General features: G+C 65.0%; 22 protein-coding genes and 1 pseudogene. 13 read left to right on the top strand and 10 right to left on the bottom strand.

The features are described 5' to 3' along the window. Window positions 1-28: 28 nt before the first annotated feature. Window positions 29-844, top strand: a complete 816-nt coding sequence (locus ACIP5Y_RS24770) for an FAD-binding protein (RefSeq protein ID WP_400353163.1) — start codon at window positions 29-31, stop codon at window positions 842-844. Between the two features lie 143 nt (window positions 845-987). Here ACIP5Y_RS24770 and ACIP5Y_RS24765 read toward each other — a convergent pair whose 3' ends face one another. After that, a complete protein-coding gene (locus ACIP5Y_RS24765) occupies window positions 988-1,212 on the bottom strand; it encodes a hypothetical protein (protein ID WP_400353161.1) in 225 nt (74 codons plus the stop codon). 849 nt (window positions 1,213-2,061) lie between these two features. Between ACIP5Y_RS24765 and ACIP5Y_RS24760 the strand changes: the two genes are divergently transcribed. Continuing rightward, window positions 2,062-2,850: a DUF5753 domain-containing protein gene (locus ACIP5Y_RS24760; RefSeq protein WP_400353160.1), complete on the top strand. Its 789-nt coding sequence runs from the start codon at window positions 2,062-2,064 to the stop codon at window positions 2,848-2,850. Then, a complete protein-coding gene (locus ACIP5Y_RS24755; protein ID WP_400353158.1) occupies window positions 2,847-3,035 on the top strand; it encodes a DUF397 domain-containing protein in 189 nt (62 codons plus the stop codon). Before ACIP5Y_RS24760 ends, ACIP5Y_RS24755 begins: the two co-directional genes overlap by 4 nt. Before the next feature lie 330 nt (window positions 3,036-3,365). Here the strand turns inward: ACIP5Y_RS24755 and ACIP5Y_RS24750 are convergent, their stop codons facing one another. Further along, window positions 3,366-3,665 (bottom strand): hypothetical protein, encoded by a 300-nt coding sequence (locus ACIP5Y_RS24750; protein WP_400353156.1) that lies wholly within the window; start codon window positions 3,663-3,665, stop codon window positions 3,366-3,368. 362 nt (window positions 3,666-4,027) lie between these two features. On the opposite strand from ACIP5Y_RS24750, the gene ACIP5Y_RS24745 reads away from it, so the two are divergent. After that, window positions 4,028-4,642, top strand: coding sequence for a TetR/AcrR family transcriptional regulator (locus ACIP5Y_RS24745; RefSeq protein ID WP_400353154.1), 615 nt, complete (start codon window positions 4,028-4,030; stop codon window positions 4,640-4,642). 40 nt (window positions 4,643-4,682) lie between these two features. Next, entirely contained in the window at window positions 4,683-5,156 is a 474-nt protein-coding gene (locus ACIP5Y_RS24740; protein WP_400353152.1) for a VOC family protein, read from the top strand. Window positions 5,157-5,228: 72 nt separating this feature from the next. On the opposite strand, the gene ACIP5Y_RS24735 is transcribed toward ACIP5Y_RS24740, so the two are convergent. Further along, window positions 5,229-5,507 carry a hypothetical protein gene (locus ACIP5Y_RS24735; protein ID WP_400353151.1) on the bottom strand — a complete coding sequence of 93 codons (279 nt, stop codon included), beginning with the start codon at window positions 5,505-5,507 and terminating at the stop codon, window positions 5,229-5,231. Between the two features lie 173 nt (window positions 5,508-5,680). Here ACIP5Y_RS24735 and ACIP5Y_RS24730 point away from each other — a divergent pair, with 173 nt between their 5' ends. Beyond that, the gene (locus ACIP5Y_RS24730) at window positions 5,681-5,872 is read left to right on the top strand and encodes a hypothetical protein (protein ID WP_400353150.1); all 192 of its coding nucleotides are present in this window, start codon (window positions 5,681-5,683) and stop codon (window positions 5,870-5,872) included. A gap of 60 nt (window positions 5,873-5,932) precedes the next feature. On the opposite strand, the gene ACIP5Y_RS24725 is transcribed toward ACIP5Y_RS24730, so the two are convergent. Beyond that, window positions 5,933-6,508, bottom strand: a complete 576-nt coding sequence (locus tag ACIP5Y_RS24725) for a MarR family winged helix-turn-helix transcriptional regulator (RefSeq protein WP_400353148.1) — start codon at window positions 6,506-6,508, stop codon at window positions 5,933-5,935. 68 nt (window positions 6,509-6,576) lie between these two features. On the opposite strand from ACIP5Y_RS24725, the gene ACIP5Y_RS24720 reads away from it, so the two are divergent. Both ACIP5Y_RS24720 and ACIP5Y_RS24715 read left to right on the top strand, forming a co-directional pair. Further along, window positions 6,577-7,026: a carboxymuconolactone decarboxylase family protein gene (locus ACIP5Y_RS24720; RefSeq protein ID WP_400353147.1), complete on the top strand. Its 450-nt coding sequence runs from the start codon at window positions 6,577-6,579 to the stop codon at window positions 7,024-7,026. 52 nt (window positions 7,027-7,078) lie between these two features. Beyond that, window positions 7,079-7,486, top strand: a complete 408-nt coding sequence (locus ACIP5Y_RS24715; RefSeq protein WP_400353145.1) for a RidA family protein — start codon at window positions 7,079-7,081, stop codon at window positions 7,484-7,486. Window positions 7,487-7,551: 65 nt separating this feature from the next. Here ACIP5Y_RS24715 and ACIP5Y_RS24710 read toward each other — a convergent pair whose 3' ends face one another. Both ACIP5Y_RS24710 and ACIP5Y_RS24705 read right to left on the bottom strand, forming a co-directional pair. Further along, complete coding sequence (locus ACIP5Y_RS24710) at window positions 7,552-7,911, bottom strand: hypothetical protein (RefSeq protein WP_400353143.1); 360 nt, start codon at window positions 7,909-7,911, stop codon at window positions 7,552-7,554. Between the two features lie 161 nt (window positions 7,912-8,072). Then, window positions 8,073-10,460 carry a phosphoketolase gene (locus tag ACIP5Y_RS24705; protein WP_400353141.1) on the bottom strand — a complete coding sequence of 796 codons (2,388 nt, stop codon included), beginning with the start codon at window positions 10,458-10,460 and terminating at the stop codon, window positions 8,073-8,075. Between the two features lie 308 nt (window positions 10,461-10,768). Here ACIP5Y_RS24705 and ACIP5Y_RS24700 point away from each other — a divergent pair, with 308 nt between their 5' ends. Then, window positions 10,769-11,113, top strand: coding sequence for a lipopolysaccharide assembly LapA domain-containing protein (locus tag ACIP5Y_RS24700; protein WP_400353139.1), 345 nt, complete (start codon window positions 10,769-10,771; stop codon window positions 11,111-11,113). A 4-nt stretch (window positions 11,114-11,117) separates the two neighbouring features. Here the strand turns inward: ACIP5Y_RS24700 and ACIP5Y_RS24695 are convergent, their stop codons facing one another. Together ACIP5Y_RS24695 and ACIP5Y_RS24690 are read right to left on the bottom strand one after the other, a co-directional pair. Then, a complete protein-coding gene (locus ACIP5Y_RS24695) occupies window positions 11,118-11,774 on the bottom strand; it encodes a universal stress protein (RefSeq protein WP_400353137.1) in 657 nt (218 codons plus the stop codon). A 2-nt stretch (window positions 11,775-11,776) separates the two neighbouring features. Then, a complete protein-coding gene (locus ACIP5Y_RS24690) occupies window positions 11,777-13,906 on the bottom strand; it encodes a glycosyl hydrolase family 65 protein (RefSeq protein ID WP_400353135.1) in 2,130 nt (709 codons plus the stop codon). Between the two features lie 526 nt (window positions 13,907-14,432). Between ACIP5Y_RS24690 and ACIP5Y_RS24685 the strand changes: the two genes are divergently transcribed. From ACIP5Y_RS24685 to ACIP5Y_RS24675, 3 genes and pseudogenes are all read left to right on the top strand, one after another. Next, window positions 14,433-17,255, top strand: a complete 2,823-nt coding sequence (locus ACIP5Y_RS24685) for a cation-translocating P-type ATPase (protein WP_400353133.1) — start codon at window positions 14,433-14,435, stop codon at window positions 17,253-17,255. A 97-nt stretch (window positions 17,256-17,352) separates the two neighbouring features. Further along, window positions 17,353-17,733: pseudogene (locus ACIP5Y_RS24680) on the top strand (ketopantoate reductase family protein); the annotation flags it as partial. Between the two features lie 93 nt (window positions 17,734-17,826). After that, a complete protein-coding gene (locus ACIP5Y_RS24675; protein ID WP_400353912.1) occupies window positions 17,827-18,270 on the top strand; it encodes a hypothetical protein in 444 nt (147 codons plus the stop codon). 16 nt (window positions 18,271-18,286) lie between these two features. Here the strand turns inward: ACIP5Y_RS24675 and ACIP5Y_RS24670 are convergent, their stop codons facing one another. Both ACIP5Y_RS24670 and ACIP5Y_RS24665 read right to left on the bottom strand, forming a co-directional pair. Continuing rightward, window positions 18,287-18,622 carry a three-helix bundle dimerization domain-containing protein gene (locus ACIP5Y_RS24670; protein WP_400353131.1) on the bottom strand — a complete coding sequence of 112 codons (336 nt, stop codon included), beginning with the start codon at window positions 18,620-18,622 and terminating at the stop codon, window positions 18,287-18,289. 160 nt (window positions 18,623-18,782) lie between these two features. Next, window positions 18,783-19,934 (bottom strand): FAD-dependent monooxygenase, encoded by a 1,152-nt coding sequence (locus tag ACIP5Y_RS24665; RefSeq protein ID WP_400353129.1) that lies wholly within the window; start codon window positions 19,932-19,934, stop codon window positions 18,783-18,785. A 119-nt stretch (window positions 19,935-20,053) separates the two neighbouring features. On the opposite strand from ACIP5Y_RS24665, the gene ACIP5Y_RS24660 reads away from it, so the two are divergent. Further along, the gene (locus ACIP5Y_RS24660; RefSeq protein ID WP_400353127.1) at window positions 20,054-20,389 is read left to right on the top strand and encodes an ArsR/SmtB family transcription factor; all 336 of its coding nucleotides are present in this window, start codon (window positions 20,054-20,056) and stop codon (window positions 20,387-20,389) included. Window positions 20,390-20,445 lie beyond the last annotated feature (56 nt).

The raw sequence follows: 20,445 nt of genomic DNA, 5'->3' as shown, positions 1-20,445 counted from the left end.
ACCTCGGCGCCGGTCCGACAGTCTGGCTATGGCGGATGCGGGCGTTCGTGGCGCGATGCGTGATTTCGGCGGAGTCGCTTGCTGTACGCCAGGATTGGTCGTTCGCCCAAGCTCTGCTGCGGAGATCGCTACCGTCGTTCAAGACGCTCGGACCCGTCCGTTTGCGGATGTGGTCGCGCGCGGCTGCGGGCACTCGTCTCGTGGTGAGTCTTTGACCGATGGCGTTGCTCTGGACATGCGCGGAATGGCGACAGTGCACCAGATCAGTGAGGATTGCGTCGTCGTGGATGCGGGGGCGACCTGGCGGGAGGTGTTGAGCGCGACACTGCCGTTCGGGCGTATGCCGCCGGTACTGATCGACTACCTCGATCTGACCGTTGGCGGGACGCTCTCGGCCGCCGGCATCGGCGGTGCGTCGCATATTCACGGAACTCAGGCGGCGAACGTAATCGAGCTCGAAGCGGTGACGCCCGCCGGGGAAGTCGTCACATGCTCGCCGACTCGCCGTTACCAGCTTTTCGATTCGTTGCGCGCCGGGATGGGGCGGCGTGGCGTCATCACCAGGGCGAGCCTCCGCCTGATCGCAGCGCCTGAGCGGGTGCTCTCCTGTCGTGCGCGGTACACCTCGGCCGCCGAGCTCATTGCTGCCCAGGGCTGTATCACCGCGGACCACATCTCTGGTCAGGTGAAGTCGTCCGGATTCGAGCGCCAGCGTCATGCAGCGCACCTCACCAGCGGCACGCATCCTGTCATGCCCGGTGAGCAGTCTTCCGGATGCGGTTGCGCACGTCGTACTTCTCGAAATAGGTTGTGTCGTCGTTCCTTCCACGGTGGAGATGCGTGAGCGCAAAGCGCTCGCCGTTCGACAGGACGATCCCCCTGTCGCTGACGCGATCGATGCGGCACTTGATTTCGCCGTGCCTGCTTGCCCAAAAGCGGACTAGCGCATCTATTTTGGCCCACGAGGGCAGCCGATTCATGGACGAGTTACTTTCTCTCACGCTGTCCGCGCAGGCTCAATAGATAGAGTCGCAGCTCGCAGCCGGCCGCTTGGCAGGCGTCGTTGTCATGGGCTTCGAGGAGGGAGTCGATGTCCCGGTCCGAGAACACGGCATGCATGGGCGGTTTCGCGTGCCAGGCCGGATGCTGGCGGATCGAATCCTCGGGATAGCGTTTCGGAATATCTCCCGGGGCGATATAGGGGTGGGTCATGGTCGTCTCCTGTGGCGGCAGCAGGGTGAATGGGAAACAGTCCCAACGGTGGGCAATGGTGTTCAAGGAGGCCGTAGGCGGTGGGACGGTGGTGCATACGGGCCACGTCCATCCGTTGGCATCGCGGATCTCGAGCAGTTGGGAACGGGCGCTGCAATCGTGGCTCGTGTGGCCATGGCCGGCGGTGCAGCCTGCGTGCCGAGCCAGAAGCAATCGGACCTCCAGCGACGTCAACGGTCGCGTCAATGCGATCCTGTAGTGCGAGACAGCGGAATACATGCTGTCAACTTGCGCGGTGTCTACCGCGTGAACGGTGTCTGTTATGGAGCGGAACCCGGTCCAGCTCGACGTCACCGACCACGAGAAATCGATCGCACCCAGTCGGTGGAGTCGCGGAGCGGTCACTACCTACGCACCAATGGATACCGGCCACGAGGAGTAGGCAGGCCATGGCAATGGGGGCAAATGTCCATGCGTCCAAAGGCATTACGGCATCTCCTTGAATGCTGGTTCTGATCTTGGTTTGAAATCCCCGGCAGCTGCTCGCGTGATGGCGCCGCTCGGTTCCATCTGCCAGTAGACACCCAAAATCGCCAAAGTGTGCGCTCACTGTGCGCTACTCACGAAATATGATGGGTGCACACGATGAGCGTGCACACTTTGCACCTGCTCGCTGTGTGCATGCTCGCCATGAGGTCGCACGCCATGAGCAACTCATAGATAGTGAGGTTTACTAAGATGGCCGGATCGACGGTATCTCGCAGAGCATTCGGGAACTTCTTGCGCGGAATGCGGGAGGGTGCTGGAAAGACGGCGCTGGCGGCCGGACTACAAGCCGAGACTTCTCGTATGACCATCGTGCGGTTGGAAGACGGCATGCTGACCAAGATCACCACGATGCAGCTCAAGTGCCTGCTTGATTTTTATGAAGCTGATGAGCGCAGTCGTGCGGAGGCGCTCAATCTGTGGGAGGAAGTGAGAGAGCAGGCGAAAGCCGATAAGCTGCAAGGGAATTCGAAGGGATTCTGGCAGCCGTATGCGGACCAGTACGCCTCTCATTTCCCGCACTATCTGCGCCTGGAGTCTGCGGCCGACCATATGACGACGCATCAATTGGTGTTGGTGCATGGGCTGTTGCAGACAGCTGACTACCGTCGCGCGGTAGCCCGATTGGATGCGCCTGATCTGTCGATTGTCGATACCGAACGCCGGATCGAGCTGACCGCGCGGCGTCAGGAACGCCTCGATGAGACGGGCTTCCGGATGGAAGTTCTTCTCTCGGAAGCCGTCTTGCGTCATCAGCCGGCCGATCCGGCGGTGATGGCTCAGCAAATGCGCTGGCTGGCTGAGGTGGGCGAGCGCGACAACATCAGCATCCGTGTCGTCCCGTTCGGTGTGGGCCCGCACCGTGGGCTGGTGATGCAGTCGTTCACCCTGCTCGAGTTCGCGAGTCTGGGGAACCGGCTGAGCGAGCCCCCGGTGGTATATCTCGAAGGTGCAATCGGGGCGCTCTATCACGATCGGGCGGATGTGATCGAGCGGTATCGCGGGGCGATCGCCGCCCTTCAAGCGGTAGCGTTGAGTGAAGATGACACCCGAAGCATGGTGTTCAGGATGGCGAAGGAGTACGCGGCGTGACCAATCCGCCTGTCCGCAAGTGGTACAAGTCGAGCAGAAGTGAGACGTCGAACCAGTGTGTCGAGGTTTACCAGGACAATGACCGCGTCGGTGTCCGTGATTCCAAGAACCCTGACGGGCCAGAGTTGTTCTTCGCGGCTGGTGAGTGGGACAGCTTCCTAGCCGGTCGTCTCTGGGAACGCTGATCCATCCCCCGAACCTCGAAGGTGGTTAGGGGACGACTTTCCCCGCGTTCACCTTCGACGGTACCGGCGTCACCTGGCCTCAACGACACGCCTGCGGAGTTCACGGTCGGGGCTGTGCAATTGCGATGGTCCCGGCAACCCACTTCGCGGGCGCGAACGGTGGCATCGCCGTCTTCGACCGAGCCCTGACCAGCGACCAAATCCTGCTGATAGCAGAGCACCGCTCATGCTCGGTGGAGCTACGCCGTACTCCCGACAACACCTGAAAACCTTCCGAGCCTTGGCTCTTAGCGCTCGAGGGCATGCAGTTGGCATGCGTTCCAACGGGTTTCAGATCTGGGCTGTTCGATTCAACGGCCTGCCGATGTAGAAGTGGACCGGCTCGCCGTTGGTGAAGGCAACCCAGACACTGCAATCCACTCGCATGATCTCGCCTGTTTCCAGGTCGCGTAGCAGTTGGTAGGAGTAGGGGCGCTGCACATCTGGATTTCCTCGTTCGTAGATCGCCTGAAAGGCGGGGGACTGGTTCACGCACTTGCGCAGAATCGCTCGTGCCTCCCCGTGGCGAGGATCGGCTGCCGCTTGGCGCAGCGAGGTCCCGAGCAGCTCGGTTTCCAGCTCCCATTCCACGAGTACTTCGCGTGGACGTGATGAATCACGGTTCCCCTCCTGATATCCATTGCAGGACAAGCGTACTGTTTGGCGTCGGATATCGCCCGCTGAAAGGTCTGGAACCAGCCGCGGACCGCGCTGACCGAAGCGGCCAATGCGGCAGCTCGGAAGATCAACGGCCCGAGATCATCCCAGCCTCGGCGACCACCTAGGCCGCCGCGTGCCTTCGGGGCATGGGTTCCTCGGCGCGAGGTTTCAGGGTCAACCGGCCACCGCGCTTCGGATGGCCGGTAGCTATCTCATAGCTGAGAGTTTGCGAAGGTCTGGACATGCGCGTGGCCGAAGTATATGTTGAGTGTTCGTTCAAGAAATGAGGCGGGATGGCCGAACGAGGACGACCGCGCAGCTTCGATCGCGAGGCTGCCTTACGTGGCGCGATGGAATTGTTCTGGACTCATGGCTACGAGGGCACCTCGATTGCCGATCTTGCTGCGCTGATGGGTATTCGGGTGGCGAGCCTGTATGCCGCTTTCGGCAGCAAGGAGGAGTTGTTCCGCGAATCGGTGCAGCTGTATTCCCGGACCGTCATGAGGTCGGCGGCCGAGAGTTTCGCCGCGGAACCGTGTGCTCGTAGCGCTGTCGAGCGCTGGCTGCGCCTGAGCGCAGAGGTGTTCACCGACCCAGAGACTCCGAGCGGTTGCCTGGTGACACTGTCTGCGATGACCACCTCGGCGAAGAACGACCCGGTGCGCACCTTTCTCACCGACGTGCGCAGACAGATGCAAGCCGGGATCGGCGCGCGATTGGACCGGGCTCGCCTCGGGGGAGAGCTGCCGGAAACGGTCGACACCGCAGCCCTGGCCGGCTACTACATGACCGTTGTGCTCGGTATGGCGATCCAGGCCCGCGACGGCGTCGGCACTGTTGCCCTCGAGCTGGCAATCGACTGCGCGATGGCCGCGTGGGACCGGCTGGCGGAACCAATCCCGCACTGAAACCGCATGTTCGGCTACATCACCTGGAAGGAAGTATGAAATGGCTACCCTTCTCCCGGCTTACCACATCGGCATCGTCGTCGCCGACCTCGAGCGCGCCATGCTCGAGATGAGCGAAAACCTTGGGGTGGAATGGCATACGCCGTTCAATGCGCCTACACAGATACTCGCCGACGGTGAGGTCGTCAAAACTGTTTCACCGCGGCTCGTCTACTCCAAGCAGGGCCCGGCCTACCTGGAACTGCTGGAACAAGTTCCCGACACCATCTGGGACACACCAGGTCTGCACCACATCGGACTGTGGTCCGATGACGTGCCCAACGAATCGGATCGGCTCGTTGCGGGTGGGTTGCCGCTGGTGCAGAGAGATCTGGACATGGCCACCGGCGCGACGATTTGCTATCACCACACCTCGGACGATCTTCGCCTCGAAATTACTGACATCGGCCGTGGAGGGCCGAGCGTTGCCAACTATCTCAGCGGGGCGTACGACCAACTCCTTCTCGGCAAGTGAACTCGCTTCGCTGTCTCACGCCCCGATCCACGGGCGCGCCGGCCAGATTCCGGGCCGCGCGCCCGCGCCCGGCTATCCCAGTTGGGCGTGTGCGAGGAACTCTCCTACCCCGACTCCGAGCCGGTCGGTGACTGCCGACAGCGCGATCTCCAACGCCTGTCCCACGTGGGGCGAGATCGCCTGCAGGCGAACGAGGCCGCCGCGCTCCAAACCGTCCAGGACGATATCGCAGCAGTAGTGTTCCTCGCCGGTTGGGCCATTCCGGCGCGGTACGCCGATAGTGACGTGGACATCGCTGTCCTGGATTCGCAGTCGCCGAGTGACCAGTAACCGACCCGCCTCGAGTGTCATAGCGAAAGACTATGGGCCAGTGTGGTTCATGCAGCGAACCCTGCTGCGCGTGGCGCAGGTCCGTCCGTGTCGCCGCTTGTGCCCGGCCACGCAGGAAAATCCGATTCCGCCCCCACGCCGGCGGGGGTATTGGAACCTCGCAGAGCAAATCGGCAGCGAATATCTTGCGCGCCATGCACATTGCTGTCACCCCCGCGCTGGAGGAATGGCAGCGTCGTGAAGCGCATCGAAGCGACCGCACGGTCGGCACCGCCGGCCTCGAAGATCAACGGGCCCAAGACTTCCGGCTGCCGGCAGCGCGCCATATTGCCGATGCGGCGCCTTCCATTGGGGTTGGTCCTGCTTCATGGAGGATGTGGAAGTAGTGTGCCACAGTCGATTTGATGACATCGACTGTCCGCTCTGGGCCGAGTCGCAGCGTTGTGTCAACTGCTTGTGCCGGTTGTGATCGTGTTATTGACGGGGCAGTTGCCCTCGTTGCGGCCGCATGCGGTGAAGTCGCAGAGGCGGCACAACCAAGGTTGTGGGCGGTCGGTGGTGCGGGCGGAGCGTTCCTCGGCTCTGGTCCGGGTCACCGTGGTGAGCATCGTGTCCAGCGCTGCCGCAAGGTTGTCGATCTCGTCCGGGGGCAACGCGGACAGTGCGCTCGCCAATGACTTCTCGCGCGCTCGAAGTATCCGTTCAGCCGTGCCCCGGCCATCCCGGGTCAAGACCAGAGAGACGGCCCGCCCGTCCTGTGCTTTGACGCGCTCGGCGAGGCCTTCGGCGACGAGACGGTCGACGAGGCGGACGGTGCCCGAGTGGGTCAGGCCGAGCACCGAGCTCAGCTGCGTTACCGATGCGCCGTCGAGGAACTCGTGCATGGCGGCGAGGGCGGCCGGGGCCGACGGGCCGAGCGTCGCGATCGCTTCGACGGCGGTGTTCATCCGGTCGGCGACTGCGAGGCTCAAAGCGCCCAGGACGTTGGCGGCGTGCTGGTGGCTTGACGGGGTTCGAGACATGGTCCTAGTTTATATGTATGAGTCATACACAGACCAAAAGGGAACACAGCGAGTCGACGGTGGAACCCGTGGAAGCACGGATGAAAAGCGTGGCGAGTCTGGACTTGATCACCGGGATCGAGCATCTCCAGAAGGCGATTCACGCCGGGGGCGTCGACCCGCTCGTGCTCGAGCTGGTTCATCTGCGGGCCAGCCAGATCAACGGCTGCAGCCCGTGTGTGTTCAGTGGCGTCCAGTCGGCGAAGAGACAGGGCGAGACCGAGGAGCGGCTGCACAGCGTGGTTGCCTGGCGCGAGACCCCGTTGTTCACCGAGGCGGAGCGGGCAGCGCTCGCGCTGACCGAGGCCGCCACCCGGATCCAGGACGGTTCGCCGGGCGTGACCGACGAGATTTGGGATGCTGCTGCCGCCCACTTCGACGAGAAGCAGATCTTTTCGATCACCCTGAACATCGCGATCACCAATTTCTTCAACCGGATCAATCACACGATCCGGGAGCCGGGCGGCAAGACCTGGTGAAGCCGGATCTGCCACCCACAGACCACGGCCTGACGCTCCAACGGAGGCTTCGATGCCAGTGACCACGATCAACCCACCGGGGCTGCCCACCCCGAAGGGCTACGCCCACGTCTCAGTGGCGACAGGTGCGCGACTGATCCATATCGCCGGGCAGGCCGCCCACGACCCCGACGGCACGATCGTCGGCCCAGGAGACCTCAGCGCTCAAACCGAACGCGCGCTCGGCAACGTGGCGATCGCGCTCGCCGCGGCCGAAGCCACCTTCGACGACGTTGTGAATCTGACGTTCTATGTTCCCAACTGGGACGAATCCAAATACCCGGCTCTGGCCGAAGGCATCCGAGCCGCAGCAGTCGCGCTGGGCATCAACCCGATCAAACCCGGTGCCCTCATCGGTGTCGCCGGCCTCGGCCGTCCCGAATGGCTGATCGAGATATCCGCCGCCGCCGTGACTACATAACTGGTCTCAGCGATGGCGGATCCGAGTGTTATTGCGGCGCTGGCAGGTTCGTGTGCGAATGCGCGTCATCGTGAGCTGACGCTCCGGACGATGACGACGGCATTTCCGTTGGGATTGGGGTCGAGCTTGCAGTGCTGGGACGGATCGTCGAGCAGCGACGCGAGGTCGAAGGTGACGGTCCCGAGCAATGTGGCCGGCTGCTGCGATCCGCGGTCGTTTTGGACTTCGGCATCAAGTCGGATCTGTTCGCCGCTGTTGACCCAGAATCGGTAGGTACCTGGCCAGTCCGGATTGCTGTTGTTTGCGATGATCGTGGTCTTGGTGAGCGGCGCTCGGGTGTCGGCGCGAGTGAGATAGATGTCGAGATAGCCGTTGGTGCCGGCAGGAAGATTTCGAGCAGCGAATTGCAGATCGAGCGCGGGCACGGGCGACTCCGTTCAGCGGAAGGATCCGAACAACCTGTCGCCACGACACTATGCGGAGCGGCCCGCCTGTGTACGCCAACTGGAGCGGAAATGGCCGAGGAGCGGTTCGAGCCTGCGGGGCCGCCTGCGACATCACAGCAAAACGTCCTGTAGCTGTGCCGTTATGGTGCGGGGGTCCAGGTCCAGTTGCGGATTTCGGGGAGGTCCTGGCCGTGGGTGCAGATGTAGCGGCGGTGTTCGACGAGTTTGTCGGCCATTGTCTGGCGGAGGTAGTCGCCGGTGGCGCCGAGTTGGGGGAGGCGGTCGAGGACGTCGGTGACGAGGTGGAAGCGGTCGAGTTTGTTCTGTACGCGCATGTCGAAGGGGGTGGTGATGGTGCCTTCTTCGTTGTAGCCGCGCACGTGCAGATTGCGGTTGGTGCGGCGGTAGGTGAGGCGGTGGATCAGGGTCGGATAGCCGTGGAAAGCGAAGATGATGTGTTTGTCGGTGGTGAACAGGGCGTCGTAGTCACGGTCATCGAGGCCGTGTGGGTGCTCGCTCGCCGATTGCAGGCGCATCAGGTCCACGACATTGACTACCCGGATCTTCAACTGGGGCAGGTTTTCTCGCAGGATCGATACCGCTGCCAGCACTTCCAGGGTGGGGGTGTCGCCGCAGCAGGCCAGCACCACGTCCGGTTCGGCGCCGCGGTCGTTGCCTGCCCACTGCCAGATCCCGATGCCCTCGGTGCAATGCACGACTGCCTCGTCCATGGTCAGCCACTGCGGCATCGCGCGCTTGCCGGCCACGATCACGTTGACGTAGTGGCGGCTGCGCAGGCAGTGATCGGCCACGGAGAGTAGGCAATTGGCGTCCGGCGGCAGATAGACGCGCACGATGTCGGCCTTCTTGTTGACGACGTGATCCAGAAAGCCGGGGTCCTGGTGGGTGAAGCCGTTGTGGTCCTGTTGCCAGACATGGGAGGCGAGAAGATAGTTCAGCGAGGCGATGTCGTAGCGCCACGGCAGGGTCGCGGTGACCTTGAGCCATTTGGCGTGCTGGTTGAACATCGAGTCGACGATGTGGATGAACGCCTCGTAGCAGTTGAACAGTCCGTGCCGTCCGGTGAGTAGATAGCCTTCCAGCCAGCCTTCGCTCTGGTGCTCGCTGAGCATCGAATCCAGCACTCGCCCTGCGGGAGCCAGTGATTCGTCGCCGTCGACGATGCGGGCATCCCACTGGCGGTCGGTGACCTCGAAGACCGCGCCGAGCATGTTCGACAGGGTTTCGTCGGGGCCGAAGATACGGAAGATGCGATGCTCGTCATTGAGGGCGACCACGTCGCGCAGGAAGCCGCTCAATACCCGGGTGTCCTCTGCCTGCGTCGCGCCGGGCGACGCGACCGCCAACGCGTAGGCGCGGAAGTCGGGCATCCGCAGATCACGCAGCAGCACTCCGCCATTGGCGTGCGGGTTGGCGCCCATTCGTCGCGGGCCCTGTGGTGCGAGTGCGGCCAGGTCGGGCAGCAGGCGCCCGTTGTCGTCGAACAGTTCGCCGGGTTTGTAACTGCGCATCCAGCTTTCGAGTTCCGCCACGTGCTGGGGGTGTTCGGCATCGACGAGCAGCGGTACCTGATGGGAGCGGAACGTCCCCTCGATCCGGAGGCCGTCGACGATCTTCGGCCCGGTCCACCCTTTCGGGGAGCGCAGCACGATCATCGGCCATGGTTGTCGGGTCGCGTCACCGGTCGTGCGGGCATCGGTCTGGATCCGGTGGATCCGGTCGATGACACGGTCTACGACGATGGCCATCAGTTCGTGCATGTGGTGCGGGTCGTGGCCCTCGACGTACTGCGGCGCCCACCCGCAGCCGCGCAGGAACTGGTCGAGCTCCTCGTGCTCGATACGGGCGAGCACGGTCGGGTTGCTGATCTTGTAGCCGTTGAGGTGCAGGATCGGCAGCACGGCCCCGTCGCCGATCGGGTCGAGGAATTTGGTCGACTGCCATGCGGTGGCCAAGGGGCCGGTCTCCGCTTCACCATCCCCGATGACGCAGGCCACGATCAGATCGGGATTGTCGAACGCGGCGCCGAAGGCGTGACTGAGCGAGTAGCCCAGCTCTCCGCCTTCGTGAATCGACCCCGGGGTCGTGGGGGCGACATGACTGGAAATGCCTCCGGGAAAAGAGAATTGGGTGAACAGCTTCTTCAACCCGGCCTCGTCGCGGCTCACGTCCGGGTAGATCTCGCTGTAGGTGCCTTCGAGGTAGGTGTTGGCGACCAGTGCTGGTCCACCGTGGCCGGGACCGGCGACATAGAACATATCCAGGTCGTATTTCTTGATGGCGCGGTTCAAATGCGCGTAAATGAAGTTCTGGCCCGGCGTCGTACCCCAATGCCCGACCACCAGCGGCTTCACATCCGCCAGTGTCAGTGGCCGTTTCAGCAGCGGATTGTCGTAGAGATAGATCTGCCCGACCGACAGATAGTTCGCTGCCCGCCAGTAGGCGTCGATCAACTGCAGTTCATCCTTGTGCAGGGTCGGGTTATCGATGATGTTGGTGGGTTGCATAGCCGACTCCTGAGAGCGGTGAGTGAGGGGCCCGCCGCTCATCGTTGGCGCGGGGGACACACCGCGACGTCACCGCGGGAGGTCGGCCGGCAGATCCGCCGACGGCGCTCGAGACGATCGATCCGATGATGACGATCACGGCAGCTCCTGTAGAGCGTGATGAAGTCAGCCTAGAGCAGTTCCACGGTGCATGTCTACACTGTAGGTCTACAAGACTTCGCTGCGCGGTGATGGCTGGGTCACTCCTCGACCCAGGCCGGAGTAGCGTGAAAAGCGGGGCCTCTCATAGTCACCGGAGGAGGCACGTCATGACCGATTCGCCCGACGCGAGTTCGGCACCGCTCACACCTGGACCGCCGATCCCTGATGAGGATCTGGCGCAGGTCCCCGTCGATCGCAATCCGCTGCGGGCCACCCGCACCGGAAATACGTGGATCGGGATCGTCGTCTTCGGTCTTGTCCTGGTTTTGCTGGTGATCTTCCTCTTGCAGAACACCCAGTCGGTGAAGGTCTCCTACCTCGGCATGAGCGGGCACCTGTCGCTGGCGGTCGCAATGCTGATCGCCGCTGTCGCGGGCGTATTGCTGACCGCGACAACCGGATCGCTGCGCATCTGGCAACTACGCCGACGGGTGCGCCGCTCGACGCGTTGATCAGTTACGTGACAATGGATGTCGGGATCAGCATGACGGGGACCGAGGTCTCCTCGACGATCTTTCGCACCGTTTGTGCTCGTCCGGGCTCCGGCCGCTGTGACCAGCCGAGGATGACCAGATCCATCTGGTCGTCCGCCACCTCGACGACGCTTTCGCCGGGTGCGCCGCTGCGCAGGGTCAGGGTGGGCGCCGGGCCCGGCAGATGTGGCGTGCAGTAGCGGGCCAGGAATTCGTCCTCCCAGGCCGCACGGGCGTGCGCGGCCTGATCCCAGTACGCGGGTACCGTCGAGCTGTCGAAGACGTGCAGCACAACGATTTCCGTCCCCGCGGCACGGAACAGCTGCACTGTTTCCGCGACCGCGTGCGCCGACTCGTCGGTACCGTCCAGCGGCACCAGGACCCGCTTGATCGCGCCACTCGGGCAGGCCTGTTCGGGCACCAGTACGAGCGGCTTCTGCGCACGCTGCGCGATCCGCAATCCCGCACCCTCGAGGGCGATGACGCCGAGCAGCACATCCGGCTCGGTGAGGGCGCGCAGATATTCGTCATCGGATCGGTTCGCCGGCTCCGCGCGCACCGACGCCTCGGTGATATCGGCAAGAGCTCGGGCCACCGCCCGTGACTCTTCCGTCGGGTGGATCAGATAAATATGGGGCATTTCTACTCCTTCCCCATTGTGGGCCACCAGGATTCGCCGGAAACGACGACCGTGGCATGGGTGCCGACAGACACCGGAATCGGTCCGTCGGTGTGCATCGCGACGCCGCCGGTCGTGAGATCGAGCCGGATTTTTCTTCCGAGGCAGTGAAAGCGCAGGCTCAACCGTCGCCAGCGGCGGGGGAGCAGCGGGCGCACCGACAGCACGCCACCTCGCACCCGTATGCCGCCGAACCCGAACAGCATTGCCTGCCACGCCCCGCCGAGGGTGGCCATGTGCAGCCCTCCGGCGGAGGTCGCGGTGCGATCATCGAGATCCAATCGCAGTGCGGGCTCCAGCATGTCCAGGGCCTCCTCGGCCCGCCCGGCGCGGGCCAGGAGTGCCGCGATGGGCGCCTGCGACAACGAGGAGCCGTGCGTGGTGCGCGGGCCGTAGAAGTCCAGGTTCACTGCGAGCGAGCCCGGCGCGACCTCCTCGGGAATCATGTGGTGCAGCATCAGCACATCGGGCTGTTTGATCAATTGCGAGCCGGCGACGCGGGCCTGACCGAGCAGCACATCGGCGGCCATCGGCGGAGGGGCGACCGAGTCGGCGGTCAGCGACTCCAGGTCGAAATACCCGGTGAACTGCTCATAGCGGCCGTCGGGCCGCAGTTGGTCCACGATCCGCTCGGCAAGGTCGCGCCATGCAGCGAATTCGGTTTCCTCCGAGGCTGTTTCGGGCGTGAGCCGCGCCGCGCGGCGCAGGTTCCAGCGGGCCATCACATTGGTGAAGGCATTGTCGTCCACCGATTCGTGGTATTCGTCGGGACCGATCACGCCCTCGATATGTCCGTGTCCCGTCGTATCCACCCGCACCCGCGACGCCCAGTAGCGGGCGGTATCGGTGAGTAACTCCCGTGCGGCACCGGCACCGGTCCATTCCGCGTAATGGTCTGCCGCCCAGGCGATATCGGCGGTGATGTGTTCCTCCATGGTGCCGGTCAGGATGGGAACGGCGGTGCCACCGAGGAACCCGCTGCGCGGGGTGACATCGGTGCCGTCGGCGGCGGACTCCCAGGGGAACCGCGCGCCGGCGCGGCCGTCGGCGGCAGCCCTGGTGTGCGCGGCGGACAGGCGTTTCCGCCGATAGGTCACCATCGCGGCGGCCGCTGCCGGATCGAGGCTCACCATCGCGGGCAGCACGAAAACGTCGGAATCCCAGAACACGTGGCCGCGATAGCCGGAACCGGAGACGCCGCGGGCGCCCACCGCCGACTCGCCGTGCCCACCGGCATTGCACCACAGCTGGAACAGCGCGAAACGCACCGCGAGTTCCGTTGCCGGGTCATCGGGCAGGTCGATGCCGGCGTCATCCCAGCGGCGCGCCCATGTTGCGCGCTGCTCCGCCAGCAGCCCGTCGACACCCCGCGTCCACGCCCGCCGAAGTTCGCGCATCGCCTGCCCGGCCGAGCCGACCGTGTATACCGCCACCCGATCCAGCCGCCCGTCCACGAAGCGCTGGGCTGCGGCGGCAGTCACCGTGCCGATAGCGGAAACCACACGTAGGCAGCGGGTTTCGACACCGGGACCGAATGACGCCATCGGGGCGTCACTCACCCGCGCGTCCGGATCGGCTGCGGGTGCCCGCAGCGGAGGCCCTGGCAGCAGCCGGGAATCACGCGCCCGCACCCGCATTGCGAAGACACCCGGGCGGTCGGCGCAAGCGAACCGCAGACTGTGAAAATCTCGCTCGCCCAGCGTTTCCGCCCGCGAGAGCACACCGTCGGCCAGATTCAGGCACCACCGCGCGGTCGCGGGCGGCGGATCGATATCGACCCGGGTCCACACCGGCCCCTCCAGCAGTTGCTGCTCGGGCCCGGTGCCGGTATACGCGCCCGCCACCAACACACCCGCGGTGTCGCCATCGAGCTCCTCGGGCGTGCCGCGGGTCGCGAACCCGCCGGAGCCGACCGTGAACACCGACGCATCGGAAACGCGGTGCCGCGCTGGATCTTCCCGGACCGCCCAGCGTGGATCGATGCCGGAGTCGCCGTCGACACTCTGCTGCGCCCGCGAAGCCCTCACATCGTCATCGGCCTGTGCGTCGTCCGGCGCGGGTTCGGCACCGGTTCGTATCCTGTCACCGTTCATCGCCTGCAGTCTCGTTTCCGGTGCGCTGGAGGGCTTTCTCCGTGGAGAGTGCGCCACCGCCGGGCGCCACGGCTTGGTGAGTTCAGTACACACCCCTGCGAACAGCGTTTCAACACCGTAGGCCTACGTCTCGAGCGACATGCCGGGTTGCCGCGACGCCATCGCGTATCGTCCTCGGCTCGAACAACTTTCACAGCCCGGCCCGCGCGCTGGATGATGGGCGAAATCGCTTGCCCGGGTTCGTACTCCTCAGTGATCCACTCGGCTCACTATCTGCTGATGATGGGAATTCACGCTCGAATGCCCTGAGCATCATTGTCGAGACATCACTGTTAACATACAGCAGAGAACTACGCTGTAGACCCATGCTTGAGCAGCTGATAGTCTCGTAGTCGTTGCTCGAGACCCGGCGGCACCGATATTTCGGCCCTCGGAAGGATCAGCGCTTTGCCTCTCCTCTATTTGTCGATCACGCCATGACGATCCTCGACAGCGCTGACCACGAACTTCGTCAATCGACGCGACCATGACCGGCGTGCGGCCCGCCAGTGTTGCCACAGAATCCGGCAACGGTGCGAGTCTCGTGCCGTCGACCACCCCTGACGGGCTTTCCGGCGAAGCCAATGCCGAAACTCCGCAACTGCTGTTCCGCGACCTCCGCAGTTCCGCGGCCGGACTCAGTGGCCGTGACGCCGCGGACCGGCTCGTCGTCTACGGCCCCAACAAGCTCACCCGCCGCAGCAAACGCCAATGGCCGCATGAACTTCTGGCCCAGTTCACCCAGCCGCTGGCCCTGCTGCTGGTCGCGGCCGTCGTGCTGGCGGCCGTCAGCGGGAGCCTGGTGCTGGCGGCCGCGATCGTCGCGGTCATCCTGCTCAACGCTGTTTTCGCGTTCTTCCAGGAACTGCATGCCGAGCATGCGGTGGAAGCGCTCGCCGCGTACCTGCCCACACAGGCAAGAGTGTTGCGCGACGGTGCAGCGCTGGACATTCCGGCCGCCGATCTCGTTCCCGGCGACATCCTGCTGATCGAGGAGGGTGACCGGATCAGTGCCGACGCCCGTCTGATCGCCGGAGCCGTCGAGGTCGACCTGTCCACGCTGACCGGCGAATCGCAACCGGTCGACCGCACCACCGGGCCGGGCGATCCGGCCGTTGCCTTGCTGCAAGCCGAAAACATGCTCTTCAGCGGCAGCGCCTGCCTCTCGGGGGAGGCCCGCGCGCTGGTCACCGCCACCGGCATGCACACCGAGATCGGCCGCATCGCCGCCCTGTCCGAGCGCGTCGGCGGCGACAGCAGCCCCCTGGAGATCCAGGTCCGCAAGGTCGCGAAACTCATTGCGCTGGTGTCCATTGCGGTCGCGGCCGCGTTCCTGCCGCTCGGAGCGGCCGCCGGACTCTCGATCACGGCCGCGATCAGCTTCGCCATCGGAATGCTGGTAGCCAATGTGCCGGAAGGGCTGTTGCCGACCATCACCCTGGCACTGGCCGTCGGAGTCCAGAACCTCGCGCGGCGTGGCGCGGTGGTCAAACGTCTTTCCGCGGTCGAGACCCTGGGATCGACCACCGTGATCTGCACGGACAAGACCGGCACACTGACTCAGAATCGCATGCAGGTCACCGATGTATGGACCCTCGCAGGCGCCGCTACTTGCGCGGACGGCGGGGAACTCACCTGGCCCGAGATCACCGCCGGCGCAGCCGATCCCTTGGCCGGGCTGCTGAGCGCCACGGCGGCACGGTGCTGCACCGCTACCGTGTCATCGACCGCTGTGAGCGGGGATCCGACCGAAATCGCCTTGATCAAGCTTGCCGACGCCCGCGACTCGGCCGCGCGCCCCGCGGCCGGTGCCGGTCGCACGGCCCTGTTCCGGTTCGACCCGCGTCTACGGCTGATGAGCACCATCGACACCGACCCCGATACGCCGGGCCTGTGGGTCGACACCAAGGGCGCCCCGGAAGCTGTTCTCGCGCTGTGCACCCGGGTGGCGACCGGCGTCGATCAGGATCGCCTCATCACTGCCGAAGACCGGGCGGCGGTCACCCGCGCGGTCGAGAACTACGGCCGCCGCGGACTCCGGCTGCTCGCGGTGGCCCGACGCCCGCTCACCCGTGGTCGGCCGGTCCCGACCGATCGTCAAGCGGTGGAACGGGATCTGTGCCTGCTGGGCCTGATCGCCATGCTCGATCCGCCGCGCCCGCAAGCGAAGGACGCCATCGAACGCGCCCACCGCGCAGGTATCCGGGTCCTCGTCGTCACCGGCGACAACGGTGACACCGCAACCGAAGTCGCGCGCCAGGTCGGTATCGGCACCGGCCCGGCCGGCAGCCGCACCATCACCGGCGACCGCCTCGATGCGATGACCGACCCGCAACTCGACGACATCCTGACATCGCCGCCGGAGATCGTGTTCGCGCGCTCGTCGCCGGAAGCGAAACTGCGCATCGCGTCGGCGCTGCGCAGTCTCGGCGAAGTCGTGGCCATGACCGGCGACGGCGTCAACGACGCCCCTGCGCTGCGGGCCGCCGACATCGGTGTCGCGATGGGCCGCTCCGGCACCGAGGTCGCCCGCCAAGCCGCCACCATGGTCCTCACCGACGACAACTTCGCCACCATCATCGATGCCGTCGAAGAGGGCCGGCGCGTCTACGACAACGTGCGCAAATTCATCCTCTACATCTTCACCCACGCGGTCCCCGAGGTCGCGCCGTTCGTGCTGTTCGCGCTCTCCGGCGGTGCGATCCCACTGCCCATGACCGTGATGCAACTACTGGCCATCGACCTCATCACCGATACCCTGCCCGCGCTCGCACTGAGCCGCGAACCCGCCGAACCTGGCGCCATGTCACGGCCGCCCCGGCCGAAAACCGAAGGCGTCATCCAGCTTTCGCTGCTGGCACGAGCATGGGGATTCCTCGGCGTCATCTCCGCCGCCCTGGTGCTGACCGGATTCTTCCTCACACTGCACAACGGCGGCTGGCACCTCCATGCCGCCACCGCGGACGGTGCACCCCTGCACCACCTCTACCAGCAGGCCACCACCATCGCCTGGCTGGGCATCGTGGCGTGTCAGATCGGCACCGCATTCGCCGCCCGCACAGACCGTGCCTCGCTCCGCACGATCGGCCTGACCACGAACCCGTTGCTGCTCGGCGCTATCGCCGTCGAGCTGGTCCTCGTCGCCGCACTGACCTACCTGCCGTTCCTGCACCCGATATTCGGCACCGCCGCACCGACACCCAGCCAACTGATCCTGGTACTACCCTTCCCCTTCATCGTCTGGGGCGCCGATGAAATCCGGCGATGGATTCAACGGCGACGACACCCCGCCGAACAGCCCACGAGGTGAATGGTGCTGCCGCGCAAGCCCTGACGAGTTCACGACGCCGCACATTTGGCCGGCTCGATAACGCTCCGGCCTGGTGCGGCTGCCGTCAGAATTAGGGATGGCCGCATTCCGGGTTCTCGTCGTCGGTGCCGGTGTCATCGGGCGAGTTCACGCTTGCCTGTTGGCGGCGGGTGGGCATGATGTCACGGTGCTCGCACGCGGTGCGACTGCGGATCAGCTTGCGCGGGAAGGCATCACGATTGCCGAGCGGTCGCGCACCGTCACACGGCAAGTCCGGATTATCACGGAGATCGATGCGGAGACCTACGACATGGCGCTGATTGCGGTACGCCGGGATCAACGTGACGGGGTGCTGCAGGTGATCGATCGAGTCGATAGCGGAATCGTCATACCGATGTTCAACAATCCGCTCGGCCTTGCACCGCTGCGGGATCGGTTCGGTGCAGACCGGATTGTGGGAGCGTTTCCAGGGGTCGGCGGATACTTGGAGGCCGATGGTTCTGTGAGGTACACCCGGATCCGGCAGCAACCGACCACCATCGAAGGCAAGAGCGGCCGGGAAGGACCTGTGGTGCAGGTCTTCTCGGATGCCGGATGCTCGACTTCCGTCGTCGAGGACATGGATGGGTGGCTCGCGACGCACGCGGTGTTCATTGTGGCGGTCTGCGCGGCACTCGAGCGCGCCGGCAATTCGATTGAGCGGCTCACCGGTAACCGCGAAACCATGCGAACGATGGTGCGAGCTGTACGTGACGGATTCACGGCGCTGGCGAATCGCGGTGTGGCCGTGGCGCCGAGCGGACTGCGGTTCATCCTCACCGAAGTCCCAGTCCCCGCCGCGGCGTTGTACTGGCGCTGGGCGTTGCGAGGTCCGGTGGGCACGGTGGCAATTGCGCCTCATGCCCGCGCAACACGCGACACGGAAATAGTCGCGCTACGTGCGGATCTCGCATCCCTGATCCCACCGGGCATCGCCCGCGAATTCGACCGGCTGGTGCGCGCGGACGATCGGTGAAACCGCCATGGCGGGTCTATCGGGTGCGGCTCGCGGCCAGTTCGATGTTTGCGCGGCGTTCCACGAGCAGGGGAACGAAGTTGCGAACCCTCGCGCCGGCGAGGGCATCACGGGACCGATCGACGATCGCGGCGATTGCGCTCGGTGAGATCTCGGGGTGGTGCCTGGTGAGCTTTTCCAGAACGGATTGGATTTGCGTGGCTTCATCATTCAGCACAAGACAATGGTCCTCGCTCTGAGCAGGAGAACACAGCGCGGTACTGCGGCGACCGCTCGGCCCGCGCGTGTTGTCGGCGAGGTTCGGGCCGATGAGCTCCGAGGTCCTGGCTGTCAGTTCGGCCTGAGCCGTCATGCACTACGTGCCGCAGGTTCTCGCACGAAGCCGTCAAGCCGGCTGGTAGGAGATGATCAGCCGGCCGCGCTCTGGCTGGTCCGACCGGCGCGTGATATGTCCAGTCGGAGAGGAGGTTTGGGCGCACCGGCTTCCTCATTCCGGAATCTGGTGTTGGCTGCTACACGGTCGTTCCGTTTGCGGTTTCGCGAGAGGTGATCCGGTTCGCGCGACCGATCGCGCGGCTCACCGTGTTGCGTACCACGAGGCCTGGTCGGGTGCTGGGCACCATGAGTCTGGAGAGCAGGCCGACGCGTCGCTGCCGCGGTCGCACTTCGCGTCGGAGCCGCGACTCGTAGGTGGCGAAGGCGCGGGCGTGATCGCCGTGGTGGGAGGCGAGTTCTTCGGCAAGGGCATACGCTCCTGCCGTCGCCATGCTGGACCCGTCGCCCAGCAGGGCTGTGGCCGCCGCCGCGTCCCCGAGTAGCACTACCCGTCCGCGGGACCACGAGGGCATCCGGACGGTCGTCAGGGGGTCGAAGAACGGGGCTGGGTGGTCGAGGTAGGCCGCCACGAGTTCCGGTGCCCGCCAACGTACGTCGGCGTAGGCGTCGGCCACGGTTTGCTTGTGGAGAGCGATGTTTTTGCGGTCGTGGGGCGCCGGCCGTGCGGCCCGGAAGGTGAAGATCGCGAGCGGCGTGGTGCGCGAGGGGTGGACGACCAGCATCCGGTTCGGCACGGTCAGCATCGTCAGCTCGCTCGGGTCGTCGATGGCGTCGGGTTCCAGCGGGACGGTCGCGCCGTATAAACCCAGGTCGCTCACGAACTGCCGCTCGGGCCCGAACACCAAACGCCGTATGGCGGAGTGCATCCCATCGGTACCGACCACCAAGTCGAAACGCCGTGGCGCGGACCGTCGAAAGGTGACGTCGACCCCGCCTTCGTCCTGATCGAGTGCGGTGACCGTGTCGTCGAACACGAACTCGGCATCGCCCCGCACCGACCGGTGGAGTACCTCGGACAGGTCGGCCCGGGTCACCTCGACCGTCGGCGACCCTCCCGAGGAGGAAGGAAGTCGCAGGACTGGTTTGCCGGCCGGGTCGAGCAGGGTCAGCGACCGATTGCGGGTGGCGAGCTCGCGCAGCTGCGGCAGGATGCCCATACGCTCGGCGACCGGTATCGCGGGCCCCTTCACGACGATCGCGCTGCCACCGGAGCGCAGCTGCCGGGCATGCTCGACGACGGTCGGCCGGTATCCATTCCGGGCGAGCCAGTACGCGAGCGCGGGCCCGGCGATTCCGGCACCGACTATCAGCACCTCGGGCTTCTTCATGACAAGACCTCTCGGAGCGCGGACGGCTACATGCCCGGCCGTCTAGGTACGATCGATTTCGTACTCGAGTAGAACACGCCTCAGAGGTACGATGCAAGACGTACCTGAAGGAGGTGTCCGTGGCCGGAACGAACCTGGTCGGTCCAGCGGTCGATGCGCTCGAGCTGGGCGTGGTGCTTCGCGCTCTCGCTGACGAGCACCGTCGTTCGGTGATGACGAAGTTGGCCGCCGACCGCACCGACAGCGAGCGAGGCTGTAACTCGTTCGATCTCCCGATCTCGAAGCAGACCCAGACCCACCACTTCCGGGTCCTGCGCGAAGCAGGCCTCATCGACGAGATCGACTACGGCAACCGCAAGGGAATCCGCCTACGACGCACGGACATCGAGACCCGATTTCCCGGACTGCTCGCACTCCTGGAAGCCGAACACCAGGACGGTACTGCTCCTCGCTGAACAGAGCCCTCGTCTCGCGGCCAGCTGAGCTGAGCTCGGTCGTTCCACCACGAGCG

This window comes from Nocardia sp. NPDC088792 (assembly GCF_044750615.1).
Classification (GTDB): Bacteria; Actinomycetota; Actinomycetes; order Mycobacteriales; family Mycobacteriaceae; genus Nocardia.
This window is presented reverse-complemented; position numbering and strand designations above follow the sequence as displayed.

Bases quoted from the DNA above. Each gene is read 5' to 3' on its own strand.
- ACIP5Y_RS24740 (WP_400353152.1), top strand. From the start codon at position 4,683: ATGGCTACCCTTCTCCCGGCTTACCACATCGGCATCGTCGTCGCCGAC.
- ACIP5Y_RS24715 (WP_400353145.1), top strand. From the start codon at position 7,079: ATGCCAGTGACCACGATCAACCCACCGGGGCTGCCCACCCCGAAGGGC.
- ACIP5Y_RS24670 (WP_400353131.1), bottom strand. From the start codon at position 18,622: ATGACGGCTCAGGCCGAACTGACAGCCAGGACCTCGGAGCTCATCGGC.
- ACIP5Y_RS24725 (WP_400353148.1), bottom strand. From the start codon at position 6,508: ATGTCTCGAACCCCGTCAAGCCACCAGCACGCCGCCAACGTCCTGGGC.
- ACIP5Y_RS24765 (WP_400353161.1), bottom strand. From the start codon at position 1,212: ATGACCCACCCCTATATCGCCCCGGGAGATATTCCGAAACGCTATCCC.
- ACIP5Y_RS24690 (WP_400353135.1), bottom strand. From the start codon at position 13,906: ATGAACGGTGACAGGATACGAACCGGTGCCGAACCCGCGCCGGACGAC.
- ACIP5Y_RS24760 (WP_400353160.1), top strand. From the start codon at position 2,062: ATGACCATCGTGCGGTTGGAAGACGGCATGCTGACCAAGATCACCACG.
- ACIP5Y_RS24695 (WP_400353137.1), bottom strand. From the start codon at position 11,774: ATGCCCCATATTTATCTGATCCACCCGACGGAAGAGTCACGGGCGGTG.
- ACIP5Y_RS24665 (WP_400353129.1), bottom strand. From the start codon at position 19,934: ATGAAGAAGCCCGAGGTGCTGATAGTCGGTGCCGGAATCGCCGGGCCC.
- ACIP5Y_RS24705 (WP_400353141.1), bottom strand. From the start codon at position 10,460: ATGCAACCCACCAACATCATCGATAACCCGACCCTGCACAAGGATGAA.
- ACIP5Y_RS24685 (WP_400353133.1), top strand. From the start codon at position 14,433: ATGACCGGCGTGCGGCCCGCCAGTGTTGCCACAGAATCCGGCAACGGT.
- ACIP5Y_RS24745 (WP_400353154.1), top strand. From the start codon at position 4,028: ATGGCCGAACGAGGACGACCGCGCAGCTTCGATCGCGAGGCTGCCTTA.
- ACIP5Y_RS24770 (WP_400353163.1), top strand. From the start codon at position 29: ATGGCGGATGCGGGCGTTCGTGGCGCGATGCGTGATTTCGGCGGAGTC.
- ACIP5Y_RS24700 (WP_400353139.1), top strand. From the start codon at position 10,769: ATGACCGATTCGCCCGACGCGAGTTCGGCACCGCTCACACCTGGACCG.
- ACIP5Y_RS24730 (WP_400353150.1), top strand. From the start codon at position 5,681: ATGCACATTGCTGTCACCCCCGCGCTGGAGGAATGGCAGCGTCGTGAA.
- ACIP5Y_RS24735 (WP_400353151.1), bottom strand. From the start codon at position 5,507: ATGACACTCGAGGCGGGTCGGTTACTGGTCACTCGGCGACTGCGAATC.